The 16,392-nt window shown below is 35.9% G+C and carries 10 protein-coding genes; 9 read left to right on the top strand and 1 reads right to left on the bottom strand.

What is annotated here, in order from left to right; genetic code table 11:
- The first annotated feature begins 26 nt into the window (after nt 1-26).
- The 9 genes from rnc (at nt 27) to JAZ75_RS04585 (ending at nt 12,343) form a co-directional block, all read left to right on the top strand.
- Nucleotides 27-767, top strand: a complete 741-nt coding sequence (gene rnc / locus JAZ75_RS04625; protein WP_132771553.1) for a ribonuclease III — start codon at nt 27-29, stop codon at nt 765-767.
- Between the two features lie 52 nt (nt 768-819).
- The gene (gene hisS, locus JAZ75_RS04620) at nt 820-2,202 is read left to right on the top strand and encodes a histidine--tRNA ligase (RefSeq protein WP_132771552.1); all 1,383 of its coding nucleotides are present in this window, start codon (nt 820-822) and stop codon (nt 2,200-2,202) included.
- Nucleotides 2,203-2,442: 240 nt separating this feature from the next.
- Complete coding sequence (gene pdhA / locus JAZ75_RS04615) at nt 2,443-3,438, top strand: pyruvate dehydrogenase (acetyl-transferring) E1 component subunit alpha (RefSeq protein WP_045753966.1); 996 nt, start codon at nt 2,443-2,445, stop codon at nt 3,436-3,438.
- 33 nt (nt 3,439-3,471) lie between these two features.
- Complete coding sequence (locus JAZ75_RS04610) at nt 3,472-5,115, top strand: pyruvate dehydrogenase complex dihydrolipoamide acetyltransferase (RefSeq protein WP_208700423.1); 1,644 nt, start codon at nt 3,472-3,474, stop codon at nt 5,113-5,115.
- Between the two features lie 135 nt (nt 5,116-5,250).
- Nucleotides 5,251-6,441, top strand: a complete 1,191-nt coding sequence (locus JAZ75_RS04605) for a serine hydrolase domain-containing protein (RefSeq protein WP_132771550.1) — start codon at nt 5,251-5,253, stop codon at nt 6,439-6,441.
- Nucleotides 6,442-6,455: 14 nt separating this feature from the next.
- A complete protein-coding gene (locus JAZ75_RS04600) occupies nt 6,456-6,815 on the top strand; it encodes a CoA-binding protein (RefSeq protein ID WP_208700422.1) in 360 nt (119 codons plus the stop codon).
- Nucleotides 6,816-7,003: 188 nt separating this feature from the next.
- The gene (locus JAZ75_RS04595; protein WP_208700421.1) at nt 7,004-9,154 is read left to right on the top strand and encodes a glycosyl hydrolase family 95 catalytic domain-containing protein; all 2,151 of its coding nucleotides are present in this window, start codon (nt 7,004-7,006) and stop codon (nt 9,152-9,154) included.
- Nucleotides 9,155-9,191: 37 nt separating this feature from the next.
- Nucleotides 9,192-11,078, top strand: a complete 1,887-nt coding sequence (locus JAZ75_RS04590; protein ID WP_208700420.1) for a heparinase II/III family protein — start codon at nt 9,192-9,194, stop codon at nt 11,076-11,078.
- 17 nt (nt 11,079-11,095) lie between these two features.
- Nucleotides 11,096-12,343, top strand: a complete 1,248-nt coding sequence (locus JAZ75_RS04585) for a glycoside hydrolase family 88 protein (RefSeq protein ID WP_183916734.1) — start codon at nt 11,096-11,098, stop codon at nt 12,341-12,343.
- A gap of 112 nt (nt 12,344-12,455) precedes the next feature.
- Here the strand turns inward: JAZ75_RS04585 and JAZ75_RS04580 are convergent, their stop codons facing one another.
- Nucleotides 12,456-16,307, bottom strand: a complete 3,852-nt coding sequence (locus JAZ75_RS04580) for a hybrid sensor histidine kinase/response regulator transcription factor (protein ID WP_208700419.1) — start codon at nt 16,305-16,307, stop codon at nt 12,456-12,458.
- Between the last annotated feature and the right edge of the window lie 85 nt (nt 16,308-16,392).

Below are 16,392 nucleotides of genomic sequence, written 5' to 3'. Positions count from 1 at the left end.
ACCTGTTGTCCCTTTTTTAGACTAAGATGCCTTTTTCAAGGATTTATAAATTATATTTTTCTGCTGACAAAGCTTATGTTAGAAAGCTCAAGAACCTGTTAGGTTTTGTCCCTGGAAACATACGACTTTATCAAATGGCTTTTAGGCATAAGTCTGTAGCTGTTGTGATCAAGGAAGGTTCCAAAAATAGCAACGAAAGATTGGAATTTTTGGGAGATGCTATTTTAGGTTCAGTGGTTGCTGAACTACTATTTAAAAAATACCCTTATAAAGACGAAGGCTTTTTGACTGAAATGAGATCTAAAATTGTCAGTCGTGTACATCTTAATCAACTTTCTCGGAAGCTCGGATTAAATGAGCTTATTCAGTTTGACGCGAGAATGATTAGCTTTCCCAATAAACAAGGCTCTTTGCTAGGTGATGCTTTTGAAGCACTTATCGGTGCCGTATATTTGGACAAAGGGTATGTGTTTACTAAAAATTTTCTATTAAACCGTATTATTAAACCACATGTAGATATTCACTTATTGGAACAAACGGAAACTAATTTTAAAAGTCGTTTGATCGAATGGTGCCAGCATAATGGTAAAGAGGTTGTATTCAATCAAATTGATAATCCTCCTGGTGAATCGAATAAAATGTTTTCTATTGAAGCAGTTGTACAAGGTGAAGTTTGTGGCCTAGGACAAGATTTCAATAAAAAAAGCGCTGAAAAAACAGCTGCAGAAAAAGCTTGTGAGTATTTGAAAATTTTAGAGCTTGACTAAGCTTTTTTCTTCTAAGTTCCAATAAATCCTTCTTAAATATTAACTTTGCCAAATGGCAACAGTAAAACCTTCTTTAGCAAAAGGCACACGTGATTTTTCACCTGCCGAAATGCTTAAACGTAATTATATTTTCAATACACTTAAGCGTGTTTTTAAAAAGTATGGTTACAGTGAAATTCAAACTCCTTCTTTTGAAAATTTGCAGACACTTACGGGAAAGTATGGTGATGAAGGGGATCAGTTAATTTTCAAGATTTTGAATTCTGGAGATTATTTGAGTAAAGCTCCCAATGATTTACTTGAATCCAAGTCTTCAACTAAATTAATCTCTCTTATTTCTGAAAAGGCACTTCGTTATGATCTCACTGTACCGTTTGCTCGTTATGTTGTCATGCATCAAAATGATATTTCTTTACCTTTTAAACGTTTTCAAATTCAACCTGTATGGCGCGCTGATCGTCCTCAAAGAGGTCGTTATCGCGAATTCTATCAGTGTGATGTAGATGTAGTGGGTTCTGAAAGCCTATTGAATGAAGCTGAGTTTATTTTAATCTATCATGAAGCATTGAAAAATTTGGGACTGCAAGATTTTACGATTAAAATTAACAACCGTAAGATTCTTTCAGGTATTGCTGAGATTATTGGCAAGCCGGAACTTATTGTCGATATGACAGTTGCGATCGATAAATTGGATAAGATCGGTTTAGAAGGTGTAAATAAAGAACTATTAGAACGAGGTTTTACAGCAGCGGATTTAGAAATTTTACGTCCAATTATTTTATTAGAGGGATCAAATCTAAAGAAATTGTCTGCCTTAAAGCACGTATTATCAAATTCGGAAATAGGATTAAAGGGAATAGCAGAAATAGAAGAATCGTTTGATTATATTTCTAAGTTGGATTCTTCAAATGAAGTTTTAAACCAATTTGTAGAGGTTGATATTACCCTAGCGCGTGGGTTGAATTATTATACGGGCTGCATTTTCGAGGTAAAAACGAATGAAGTCGCTATGGGGAGCATCGGTGGTGGTGGACGCTACGATGATTTGACAGGTATGTTTGGTTTGAAAGGATTGACCGGTGTAGGTGTGTCTTTCGGTGCCGATCGTATCTATGACGTTCTAGAAGAATTAAATCTTTACCCTGAGGCTAAGGGAGATTACACTAAGCTTTTGATTGTGAACTTTGATAAAGAAACCGAGTCCTTTACATTACCTCTTCTAAATCGCCTACGTAAGGCGAACATTGCAGTCGAGCTTTATCCAACAGCTGCGAAATTGAAAAAACAGATGAGTTATGCCGACAGTAAAGGCATTCCATTTGTTTTATTAATTGGTGAAGAGGAAGTTTCTTCAGGCCAGCTTTCATTGAAAGATATGCAAACAGGTGATCAAAGAAAAATAGATGAATCAAGTTTGATTGTTGAATTGAGCTAAAATCATATTTGTTACAAAACAAAAAAGCCAAAAGAATAATATGTCTTTTGGCTTTTTTGTTTGTTCTTTTTTTAATTTACTAAATTAAGCCAGTCATTTATTTGGGTATCTTCTTATGTCGTTTAAATCAAATGTCTTAGAACTGTCTAAAACAAGAAGAAAATTTGATTTTCTGACCAAAATATCACCCAAATTGATTAGATTTGTAGTCAAGATTAGTAAGAAATTCAAAACTTTGAAATGAGTTCAACACCTATAACAAAAGAGACATATTTAGAGTGGTATAGATCTATGCTACTTATGCGTAAGTTTGAAGAGAAGACAGGTCAACTTTATGGACAACAAAAAATCCGTGGTTTCTGTCACTTGTACATTGGACAAGAGGCAGTAGTAGCAGGTACAATGTCTGTTATCAAACCTGAAGATTCTTTAATTACAGCCTACCGTGATCACGCACATGCTTTAGCAAAAGGTGTGTCAGCGAATGAATGTATGGCTGAGATGTTTGGAAAAGCAACAGGTTGTTCAAAAGGAAAAGGTGGATCTATGCACTTTTTCTCGAAAGAACATAAGATGATGGGTGGCCATGGTATTGTTGGTGGTCAGATTCCATTAGGAGCTGGTATCGCTTTTGCTGAAAAATATTTGGGTACAAATAATGTTAACGTATGTTACATGGGTGATGGCGCAGTTCGTCAAGGTGCTTTTAATGAAACTTTGAACATGGCCATGTTGTGGAAATTGCCTGTAATTTTTGTTTGTGAAAACAATGGTTATGCAATGGGTACTTCCGTACAACGTACAACCAATATGCAAGATATTTATAAAATGGGCCTAGGTTTTGATATGCCTTGTGCACCAGTAGATGGTATGGATGTCGTAGCTGTACACAATGCGATGGATGAAGCTGTTCAACGTGCTCGTGCTGGGGAAGGACCTACTTTCTTGGAAATACGTACCTACCGTTACAAAGGTCACTCGATGTCCGATCCTGCGAAATATCGTACGAAAGAAGAATTAGAAGAATATAAAGGACGTGATCCATTATTGGCGACAAAGCATGCTATTGTTGAAAACAATTATGCTGATGAAGCTTGGTTTGCTGAAGTGGATGCTGAAGTGAAAAGTATTGTAGATGAATCTGTGAAATTTGCTGAAGAATCTCCTTTCCCTACAGCTGATGAATTGTACAAAGATGTGTACGTTCAAGAGGATTATCCATTTATATTAGATTAATATAAGTTACTTTAACTAGATAAATAAAATACAATGGCTGAAGTAGTTAGAATGCCGAAAATGAGCGATACCATGACCGAAGGGGTTATCGCAAAATGGCACAAACAAGTTGGTGATAAAGTTAATTCTGGTGATTTAGTTGCTGAAATCGAAACTGATAAAGCGACGATGGATTTTGAATCATACCAAGAAGGAACACTTTTATATATTGGACCTAAAGAAGGTGAAGCAGTTGCTATTGATGCTGTTATTGCCATTCTTGGAGAACCTGGAGAAGATTTTCAAGCATTATTAAATGACGCTCCTCAGGCTGAAGAAGTGACGGAGAAAAAGGAAGTAGAAGGTTCTAATTCATCTGGGACTGAAGCAGCTCCTCAGTCTAATGTAACACCGGAGTCTTTAGGTGTTACAGTTATCACTATGCCTTTGTTAAGTGATACGATGACAGAAGGTGTAATTGCGCAATGGAATTTTAAAGTTGGTGATACAATCAAATCTGATGATTCTATTGCGGATGTAGAGACGGATAAAGCGACGATGGAGGTTACAGCTTATGCTGATGGCACATTGTTATATGTAGGTCTTGAGGCAGGTGAAGCTGCTAAAGTAAATGATATTATTGCTATTGTAGGTCCTGCAGGAACAGATGTAACACCATTGTTAAATCAAAAAGCTGCTCCTACATCTCAAGCTGCTCCTGCCGAAGTAAAAAATGAATCAAATAAATCAAAGGTAGAGGCTAATGTAACTACGGAAAATAAAGCTACTGATGTAGCCGATGATTCTCGAGTGAAAGCATCTCCATTAGCACGTAAAATTGCTAAAGATAAAGGAATCAACCTGAATGAGATTAAAGGATCTGCTGATGGTGGCCGTATTGTAAAAAAAGATGTTGAATCTTACGTTCCAGCTACTAAAGTTGCTCCTGCTTCAACAACTGCTGTGCCAGTTGCTACTGAAACAAAAGCGATCACTTTACCTACTTTTGTAGGTGAAGAGAGATATACAGAAGTTGCTGTTTCTCAAATGCGTAAAACAATTGCACGTCGATTAGGTGAAAGTTTGTTTACTGCTCCACATTTTTACCTAACGGTAAGTATCGACATGGAAAATGCAATGCTTGCTCGTACGCAAATCAATGAAGTGGCTCCAGTAAAAGTTTCTTTCAATGATATCGTTGTAAAAGCAGTTGCAGTTGCATTGAAAAAGCATCCTGCCGTAAACTCTTCATGGAAAGGTGATAAGATTCGTTTTAATGAGCATACAAATATTGGTGTTGCAATGGCTGTTGAAGATGGCTTATTAGTTCCTGTTGTACGTTTTGCTGACGGAAAATCATTATCTCACATTTCTGCAGAAGTTAAAGATTTCGCTCAAAAAGCGAAAACTAAAAAATTAACTCCAGCTGACTGGGAAGGTTCAACATTTACAGTTTCTAATTTAGGTATGTTTGGTATTGATGAATTCACATCAATTATCAACTCTCCGGATGGTGCAATTCTATCTGTTGGTGCAATTCAACAAGTTCCTGTTGTTACGAATGGTACTGTTGTTCCTGGTAATGTGATGAAGTTGACTTTAGGTTGTGACCACCGTGTAGTGGACGGTGCTACTGGTGCTCAATTCTTGCAAACATTAAAAGCATTATTAGAAAATCCAGTGAGATTATTAGCGTAATCTTACTTCGAATAAGTATATTCAAAAGGTCACTTTATATAAAGTGACCTTTTTTTATTGTTTTTTTCTTTTTTTAGTACTAAAATCAGCATTTTAGCATTAATACATTAGAAAAGAAATAGAATCCGTTAAATAGTGAAATTATATATACTAAAAAGCATAGTTGCTGTTCTTATCATAGCAACCGTATCGTGTAGTTCGAAAGAAGAAAAGCAAAAAAAAGCATTAGTTGAACAGGCTAAGACTGACAGTTTAAAACTCATATACAATCCATCTGAAGCAGATCCTAAAATTGAAGCTTTTATGCAAAATTTGCATAAAAGAGTAGGATTTAATGGTAATGTACTGATTGCAAAAAATGGAAAGATTTTATATCAGAATTCATTTGGTTGGGCAAATTATCTTTTAAAAGATAGTTTGAAGATTGATTCGAAATTTGAATTAGCGTCTGTTTCCAAACCACTTACAGGTATTGGTATTTTGAAATTGGTTGAAGAGGGCAAATTGAAATTGGATCAAACTATTAATGATTTTTATCCTAATTTTCCCTATCCAGATATTACAATAAAGCAATTATTGTCTCATCGTTCTGGATTGCCAAATTATGTTTATTTTTCGGAAGAGCATTGGAAGGAAAAAAAGAAGGGTATGACCAATCAAGATGTCATGAATATGCTGATTGAGTTTAAACCGAATCGCTATGGTAAACCTGACGGTAAATTCTTTTATAACAATTCGAATTTCATGGTTTTAGGCGCTATTATTGAAAAGGTAACTAATCAAAGTTATGCGGAATGGATGAAAGAAAATGTCTTTAATCCAGCAGGAATGACTAATACAGCTGCATTGTCAAAAGCTATTTATGAAAAAATTCCGACAGATGTTATCGGTCACGATAAGGTTTGGAGAAGATCTGTTGTTCAGAATTTTCAAGATGGCCCTCTGGGCGATAAGGGAATTTATAGTACAGTTCGGGATCTGTATAAATTAGATTTAGCATTAAATGAAGGTAGGTTATTAAAGAAAGAAACGTTAGATTCTGCTTATGTCGATCGTGCAAAATCTAAAAATGGAATATTTGGATACGGATTAGGTTGGCGCACTTTTCACAGAAATAATGATCTAATAATCTATCATACTGGATGGTGGCACGGATTTCGCAATTTGTATGTTAGGGATCTAAAAAATAACGTTACGATTGTACTTTTATCGAATATGACTAATGGTAGCTTAGTTAAATTGGATGAATTGTATAAAATTTTAGGGATGCCTATCTTAAGAAAGGGAATATATAATGATGCTGGTAATGTGGCTGATGATGTTTAATAAAATAAGTAGTTATGAAAAAAACGCTAATAATAGGAGCGAGTACTAATCCAGAAAGGTATTCGTATAAAGCAGCCTATAAATTGAAGCAATATGGACATGATATTGTGAATGTTGGGCTTAAGAAGGGTGAAGTTGCTGGTGTCGAAATAGAACCTATGGGACTTATTCATACGGATATTGATACCATTACTATGTATGTTGGCGCAGCAAATCAAAAAAGCTATTTTGATTATATTTTAGAAACAAAGCCAAAGCGGATTATTTTTAATCCTGGAGCTGAAAATGCGGAATTAGCAGCACTTGCAGGTGCAATAGGTATTGATACTGAAAATGCTTGTACATTGGTTCTTTTAAGTACAGGACAGTATTAAGTGGATTGATCTAGTTGTTTTATTATTGGATCTATCATCCTTATTAAGTTTTCATGAAAAAAGGGTAATAATGGTTTCTGAAACCATTATTACCCTTTTTTCATGATTTTCTTCTCAAACGATTTCGTAAGTTTCTCTTGTGTGTCTACTAAAAAAAGTACATTTTAGAGCCCAATTGAACCCTATTTATGCGGAATTTATATATTTTTTTTATTTCAATCTTATGTGTTATTTGTCGTGCTCAGGGTCAAGACAAACCAATATTTCATATTCCTCAGTTGGGTAAAAATATTTACGAAGGGGTATTCACGGGGAATGGTTTATTAGGAACGATGACCTATTTGAAATCTTCACAAGCTGTACGTATAGATATTGGTAGAACGGATATTTATGATCATCGTGAAAAAAATCGTGAAAAGCTTTTTGATAAAGCTCGTCTGTCACTAGGGCATTTTTCTATAAACCTTAATGTGGACATTGATAGTATAGGTGGTGATATTTTTATTCAGCAAGCTTATTCTCAAACGAATATTAAGACTTCGGATGGTATGTTGCATATTAAAACGACAACACTGTCTGATGATAATATTATACTCATTGAAGTCATTAAAAAGGACTACCATGGGAACTACTCTTTTGACTGGTGTCCGGATTCTGCTATCAGTCCCCGTATGAAATTTGATTATACACAAAAACCAACTTATTATACTCGCAATCCTGAGGGAAAATCAGGCACTAGTAAGGGATTTTCTTTTTATAATCAAGAGTTATTAGCTGGCGGTGGCTATGCAACTGTATATAAGAAAATGCTCGGTATGGACAATGATGTTTATGTTGTCTCGGTTGGATATAATCAGGTTAACAAGAGCTATCTAAAAGAAACAATTGATTATGTTGATCATTTTGATTCTAAAGATATTACTATAGCCTTGGAAAAACACCAAAATTGGTGGCGTAATTATTATAGTGCTTCTTCTTTGTCATTACCAGATAAAATTTATCAGCGTTTTTATGATATGCAGTTGTATAAATTAGCAAGTGCCACCAGAACAAATAAGCCAGCAATAGATTTGCAGGGACCATGGACGAGCGTTACTCCTTGGCCAGCTTACTGGATGAACTTAAATATGCAATTGACATATTCTCCTGTTTTCACGTCAAACCATCTTGATATCGCGAATTCTTTAATTCAAATGATTGATCAGAATGTCTCCAATTTGAGAGAAAATGTTCCTGTGGCTTATCGTTATAATAGCATTGCTATTGGGCGCTCATCTGCGAACGATCTCTGGAGTCCTGTTCTCTTAGAGAAGGGAGTCTCAATTTCCTATGCTTCTGATGGTGAAAAAGAACTTGGCAACTTGCTTTGGTTATTGCATAGCTACTATTCTTACTATCGCTATGGCATGCAGGAAGAGGTATATGACCGCTTATTTCCCTTACTTAAAGAGGCTGTTAATTATTATTTGCATCTATTAGAAAAAAATGAATCAGGAAAATATCATATCGCTGTTAAAACTTATTCGCCAGAATATAAATATGGGTATGCTTATGATACGAATTATGATCTAGCTATTCTGAGATGGGGGCTTAGATCACTCATCGAGCTAGATGATGAAAAGAATAGGAAAGATCCTCTATATGATCGATGGTTCGATGTACTCGAAAATTTGATCGATTTTCCACAAGGGGTAAACGGTTATTTGATAGCTAAGGATGTTCCTTATGGTGAGTCACATAGACATTATTCGCATTTAATGATGATCTATCCTTTTTATGAAATTAATTGGGATCAAAAGGAAAATAGAGTTTTGATTGAGCGTTCAATCAAGTACTGGCAGAGTAAAAATCAGTTCTTGCAAGGTTATTCATTTACTGGTGCCGCATCGATGTATGCCATGATGGGAAGGGGAGATGATGCCTTAGCATCTCTTGATAATTTATTAAAATCTTATATTAAAAAGAATACGCTTTATGCCGAGTCGGGACCAGTAATTGAAACCCCGTTAGCAGCAATGACAAGCATCCAAGAACTTTGCTTACAATATTGGAATGGAAAATTAAGAATTTTTCCCGCTGTACCTACTTCCTGGAAAGATATTTCTTTTAAAAGGTTTTTGACTGATGGAGCTTTTCTGGTTTCTGCAAAGAGGAAAAATGGTATAACGCAAACTGTGGAGATCGAAAGTCAACATACGGGTACAATTAGAGTTGAATCGGGGATATCGACTCCAATGATTGTGATTAAAGGAAAGGGTAAGTATGAAATAGATCTTGATGGAATAATTGTTTTTACACTTAATAAGGGCTCTCGAGCAGTAGTTTATGAGAAGAAGTAGAAAGTGCTATAAAATTTTAATGTTTCTCTTTTTTGTTATGTTGCAAATTAATGCACTTGGACAACACACCTTAGAGCGGCATCTTTCAGGTGAAGTTTTGACAAATACCGTTAATCGTATTGATGACTGGCGGTTGGAAAAGAAAAATGAATGGAACAAAGCTATTCAAGCGCTATCAATATTGGAAAAGTCTCACATAATGAAAGTTGCAGAGGATGCGAATTCATTTACTTGGCCATCATTGTTAGCTACAAAATATCTTGAATATAAGACTGATGGAAACAGAACTCGCTACGAGGATGATATTAATACACGCAGGAGTATCGTATCGCATTTGGTTATAGGAGAATTGGTTGAGGGAAAGGGACGTTTTATTCCGCAGATTATTAATGGCCTCTGGTTAATGATGGAAGAAAGTACTTGGGTAAGTCCTGCACATATTGTAGTGCAAAAATCTGGAATTGGTTTGCCTGATCCACTGGATGATTATATTGATCTAGGAGCAGGTCGGGTAGCAGCTGATCTGGCGATGGTTTATTTATTGTTGGGAGATGAATTAAACCAAATTTCTCCTATGATTACTAAAAAATTGAAAGATGTCTTACAGAGCCGTATTTTAAATCCTTATTTAGTCCGAGATGATTTTTGGTGGATGGCGCTTCAGTCAAAAAATATGGTTAATAACTGGAATATTTGGATCAACACCAATGTTCTTAAAGTAGCATTATTAGTGGAAGAAGATGCGTCTAGATTGAAGATGATTATTCAGAAATTGGCTCATAGTGCGGATAAATTTATTGACTCTTACGCTGAAGATGGTGCGTGTGAAGAGGGGCCCTCTTATTGGCTACATGCTGGTGGTGAACTTGGACAGATGTTGTTGTGGTTAGAGGATGTGTCGGATGGAGAGGTGACATTTAAGGAGGAACATAAATTATTTAATATTGGCAACTATATCTTGAATTCTCACATTTACAGAAATAGATACATCAATTTCGCAGATGCAGAGGCGATACAAGTACCCGATCCTGCTAAAATATGGGCTTATGGTACTTTATATAATGATGATAATCTAAAAGCATATGCAAGCTATTTGACAACTCTAAAATCACCAAGTATGTCATTAGGAACAGTACAGGATTTTTTAATGCATGCGTCTATTTATAATGAATTAAGTAATCATCGAAAAGACTTTATAGCCCCCCAATTTCATTTTTATGAGAGTTTGGGACAGGCAACTATGCGGAGTTTAAATAAAAAGGGTAATTTATTCTTGGCTACGATAGGAAGTAATAATGGGGTAAGCCATAATCATAATGATGTTGGAAGCTATATGCTCTATTTGGATTCGACGCCAGTTTTAATTGATGTAGGTGTGGGAACTTATACCAAAGAAACTTTTAGTAGGAATCGCTATACATTGTGGAATATGCAATCGCAATGGCATAATCTTCCTATCATAAATGGAATACAGCAAAAGGATGGAAGGTCTTATCATGCGGAGGATGTCGAGTATATAACTAATAATGAAACTGCTCAATACCGTGTCAATGTTGCGAAGGCTTATCCTAAAGAAGCCGCAGTACAATCTTGGATGCGAACTATCAAGATGCATGCAGGAAATAATGAAATCAGGGTAGAAGAACAGTATCAATTGGAGGAATTTAAAAAACCTCAATCGATTAGTTTCATATCTAAAATAAAACCTCAGTTAGTAAAGGATGGCTTTTTCTTACAATTGGATAATGGGAAAAAAGTCTTTATAAATTTCGAAAGGGAAACTGTTACTTTTTCTTTAGAAAATAAGGAAATCGAGGATCCACGATTGATTAAAGTGTGGGGTGGAATGCTTTATAAAATGAATGTTTTAATTAAAAGTATGGAATTAAGGAATCAAGTGATATATAAAATAATAGCGAATTAAGATTATTGTAAATTATGATGAAATTGAAAAGACAGATTATCATGGTATTATGTTCTGTTTTAGGAATATGTACTGTTCAAGGTCAATCCCGGGATCTGAAATTATCGAAAGAGTTTATTCAGCAGAATTTGAATGACGCAGCTCTCCAAATTAAAGTCTTGGCAAATGCAACACCCAATGGAAAATTTCCTAAAACTTTTGAAAATAATAAAGAGATCTTTTCATCATCCAGTTGGTGGTGTTCTGGATTTTATCCTGGTACACTTTGGTATTTATATGAAGGGACTCAAGATCAGGAATTATTAAAAAATGTAAAAGAGAAATTACCTAATTTGGAGAAAGAAAAGTATAATAAAGGTACACATGATCTAGGTTTTATGCTGTTTTGTAGTTTCGGCAATGGTTTACGTCTGACCGGCGATTCTGCGAAATATAAAGATGTATTAGTTACAGGTGCTGCTTCTCTTGCTTCTCGTTTTAATGAGAGAACAAAAACAATTCGGTCTTGGGATCACAAACCTTGGCATTATCCCGTTATCATTGATAATATGATGAATTTAGAGTTTTTGACGCAGGTTTCAAAAATGACTGGTAATAAGAAATATTATGACTTGGCTATAAAGCATGCGGAAACAACATTGAAAAATCATTTTAGGAAAGATTATAGCTCATATCATGTTATTGACTATGATGTGAATAGCGGCAAAGTTATTGGAAAAAAAACGCACCAAGGTGCTTATGATGAATCCGCATGGTCTAGAGGCCAAGGTTGGGCGCTTTATGGGTATACGATGATGTATCGAGAAACAAATAAAAAGGAATTTCTAAATCAAGCTAGACATATTGCGAAATATATTTTGAATCATCCGAATATGCCTCAAGATTTAATTCCTTATTGGGATTTTGATAAAGATAAGATTGATCAATCTAGTAAGATGTATGCTAAAAAAGATCTTCGGGATGTTTCGGCAGCCACATTGTATGCATCTGCTTTACTTGAATTGGCTCAATATACAAAAGGTAAAGAATCTGCCCTTTATCTTTCTAATGCAGAGACAATGCTTACTAATTTATCCAAAGAACCTTATAAAGCAGTTTATGGGACAAATGGCGGTTATTTATTAAAACATAGTGTGGGGGCACTTCCTTTAAATTCGGAGATTGATGTACCACTGACATATGCTGATTACTATTATGTAGAAGCATTAGTGCGCTATAAAAGGCTCTTGGATGGTGAACCAATGATTAATGAAATCGCGAAGTAAATACAGTAAAGATAAAAGTAACAAAGGCCCCCATTTAGGCGCCTTTGTTACTTTTAAATCTATTCGTACCCTGCCTACAATCTTTTTTCAAATATTTAATCCCTTTTGTGTTTTAATTATCTTCGTCGGAGTCTGCTATTTGCTGTGATGGATTATACCCAAATTGTTTCTTAAATTCTCTGCTGAAGTACTTTCTTTCAGAAAATCCGACTGCATAGGCTACCTCACTGACATTCATCGAAGATTTTAGCAACTCCTTCGCTCTGTTAAGCCGGTACATCTTCACATAATTATTGATAGAAAGGTTGGATATCGCCCGGAGCTTTCGGTAAATAATAGGTGTGCTCATACCCATCTTTCGGGAGATAAAATTAACATCAAAGTCATCCGACTGCATATTATCTTCGATCAGTTGATCTAATGTAGCAATAAATTTAGCATCCAGTTCATTGTCGAAATCTGTTTTTTTGACCTGAAATTCCTTGCTCTTTTTATGACTGATTGCTATGAGATTCTGCACAGATAGAAACAACAGCCTATTGTCAAAAGGTTTTGTTAGATAGATGTTTGCTCCATATTGTAGGGCCTGTGTCTGTGATTCACTGTCTGTCACTGCAGTCAACAGGATAACAGGAATATGACTGGTTGCGATATTTGTTTTTACTGCCCGGCATAACTGGGCTCCATTCATATAAGGCATCATCAGATCAGATAAGATCAAGTCGGGAATATACTCTTGCGCTTTCGATAAGGCATCTTCTCCATTGACAGCCGTGATGACGGTATAGCTATCCTGAAATAAATGAACAATGGTATCCAAAAGCTCTCTATTGTCTTCGACAATCAGAATGGTCTGTTGCAAGGATCTGCCCAATACGGTCGGAGTTGTTGAATTTGATTCATCTATAATGGTCATCAGGGAGTCTGTAGGAGGGGACATGTTGACTTTTGATAGCTTCGGTAAACGTAGGTTGAAAACCGTCCATTCTCCTTTTTCATCTTTCATGGTAAAGCAACGGATCTCTCCTTGATGCTGTAGAACAATCTGCTTGGTTAAGGCTAGTCCGATACCAGTACCTATACTGTCATTTGCTTGTTCCTCCCGATAATATTCTTCAAAAATCTTGAATTGATTGTCCGTTGCGATGCCAATCCCGTTGTCAACGATGTTGATAATGATGTTGTCTTCGCTCTCAAGAAGCTCAAGATAAACTGTGCCATTCGCGGGTGTATACTTAATGGCATTTGACAATAGATTGAACATGACCTTGTCAAATTGAACAGCATCTATGGATTGTAACCCTACGGCATCCAATTGTCGGATATAATAATTGATATGTTTATTCTGGGCAAGATCATTGAGGAGATAGAATGTGTCTTCAATATATTCCCTGAAGGGGATATCGCTCTGTTTCAAGATGAAGTGCTTGTCATCAAATTTTTTGAAATCAAGTAGCTCGTTAACTACCCCCAATAATTTAGCTGTATTGTTTTTAATCCGTTTTATCTTAGATTGGGTAGTCGATAAGTTGGCTGTTTCGGTAATGATTTCATCTAGAGGTGACATGATCAGGGTAAGCGGAGTCCGGATCTCATGCGAAATTTGTGTAAAGAATTTGATTTTCTTTTCCTGTTCTCTTTCGGAATTGATCAGCATCTCGCGTTCCACAACAAATTTAATGACAAAGTGTACCCCGAGTGTAAATAGTCCGGCGTATAAGAGGTAGGCCCACCATGTTCTCCAGAGCGGAGGTTTTATATCAATGTGTATTTGTAGTGGGGTACTGCTCCAGATGCCATCATTATTGCTGGCATATACACTGAGTGTATGCTGTCCTTCGGGAATATTGGTATATCTGACACTTGGTGTATTGGTTTCTATCCAACCTTTATCAAAACCTTCGAGCTTATACCGATATCTATTTTTCTGTGGTTTGATAAAATTGGAACTCGAAAAATTGACCGTTATAAAATTCTCGTCATAAAGTAATTGCAACGTATAGTTATTGGGTTGATCACTTTGCTGGATGCGACCATAGTTTAAGGGTGTATCTTGAAGGAATATATTTCTAAAAAGCACATTCGGTTTTTTCTGATTGAAAGTGATTTTTCGGGTGTCGATAGAAACTAAACCATTCAATGTAGTCACGAATAAAAATCCGGCTTCGCTGCTATAGACCTTAGCCCCTTGCATATTCTTAACAGGGAGACCATCATACTGATTAAGGACAGTATGATACTTTGTGCTTGGATCGAAGAAAATCAGTCCATTTTTGCTGCTGATCCAGAAATGTTTGTCGATCATGACAGGCCAACCTAGGGTGTTATTGGGAAAATGGGCTTTAAGGGCCACATTATCCTTAACATCGAAATGATATAAATCCCCTTTCGAGGTAAGCCAGATATTGCCATCGGGCGCGACATAAAATCCATTGATGTACAGTGAGTCAATTTGCTTTATGGATCGGACAGTAGCGCTAAAAGTCTTTTTTCGAAATAGCTTTCCTGATTGCAGGAAATAAATCTGTTGTTTATCATCTGCCTGTATCTCATCTATTGTGTTTGCTGCTAGTGAGGAATCAAACTGTGGTGGTTTTTCCTGTTCCGCAATGTAAAGCCCCTTATTTGTGCCTAGATAGATTCGTTGTGCTGGATCTACGTAAATGCTATAAATATTGTTTTTCAGGTTTAAGAGATCCTTTTCGAGGAGATAATTTTTGGTGTTGCCCGATTTTAGGTCAATGATGGAGTAGCCTCCACCATATTGTGCGGCATATAATTTTTCATCCCGGACATAGAGGTCTTTTATCAGGTTTGATCGGGTAAATTGGGGTTGTGGACTAGTATTCCCCGTAATTTTATCAATTTTATTGATTCCTTCTTCTTCAGTGCCTATCCAAGCAGCATTCTTGGAAACGGCAAAACTACCCACGATATCACTATTTAACTGTTGACTTAATAGCGAACGTGTAGAGTAGGTTTGTATAGGGATAAAATCAGGATAAACTGCGTTGATACCCCCAAAATATGTTCCTAACCAGACTACTTTTTGATTATCGACAAAGATATCATAAATCGAGTTCTGGCTGAGGGAGTTTTTGATGGATGTATTATGTTTGTAATTTGTGAAAACAGGGGATCCATTGAAAACGGAAAGACCTTTCAATGTGCCAATTAATAGTTCTCCATTTGTATTTTTAATGATTTTACGAACATTATTGCTTAAGAGATTACTATTTCCTTCCGTTAGATTTTTCCAATTTTGACTGGAAAAATTAAACAGAAATAGACCATGTAGTTTTGTCCCTACCCAAAGCGTGTTATCTTTCACATACATCGTACTAAAGATTCGTTCCTTTAGTGGTAACTGTGGTAAGCCCAGGTTGCGGGTTTCAGATAGCCGCTTGTTTTTATAGGTAAATGATTCGATACCGTTAGCGCTAGCTATTGTATAGGAGTCTGCTCCTGTTTGAACAATAGTTTGTGTATGAGGACGGTCTAAAATTAATTTAAAATCATAAGAGCCTGAGGCGGGAATAGCTATATATAGACCCCTATTTGTACATAAGAAAATATGGGAGGATAGAATTTGTATGTCTGAGATAAGGACTTTTTCGATAAAGGGCTTTCCTCTTTTTAGGAGAGGCTTTCGTTTGTCTATATTGAAAATAAATACCTGAGTAGAGGTAGCTATAAAAAGATCATTATTGTCGTTTATACAAATCTTGTTGATATAATCTAATTTGTTGAATACGCTATCCTGAACTCGAAGGTTTATAATATTCTGTGAGTCATAAATAAACAGATTTGGACCTCCTCCAAACCAAAGTTTTCCATTTTTATCCTGAGCGATACTCAATACCGCCTGTTTATCTAATACATTGTCCTGTGTTAGTGTTTCAAAACTGAAATTCTGGGCCAAACAAGACATAAATGGGCAAAGTAGCCATGCGATAATGATCATGTTTTGGATCTGTTTTACAAGGAAATTCATAGATGAATAAAGGTTATACCATCAAATTTAAGATTTTACCCCTTAATATTTATAA

Source organism: Sphingobacterium sp. UDSM-2020, from assembly GCF_016132525.1.
GTDB classification, from domain to species: Bacteria; Bacteroidota; Bacteroidia; order Sphingobacteriales; family Sphingobacteriaceae; genus Sphingobacterium; species Sphingobacterium anhuiense.
The sequence above is the reverse complement of the archived record's forward strand: the minus strand, read 5'-3'. Positions and strand labels throughout refer to the sequence as shown.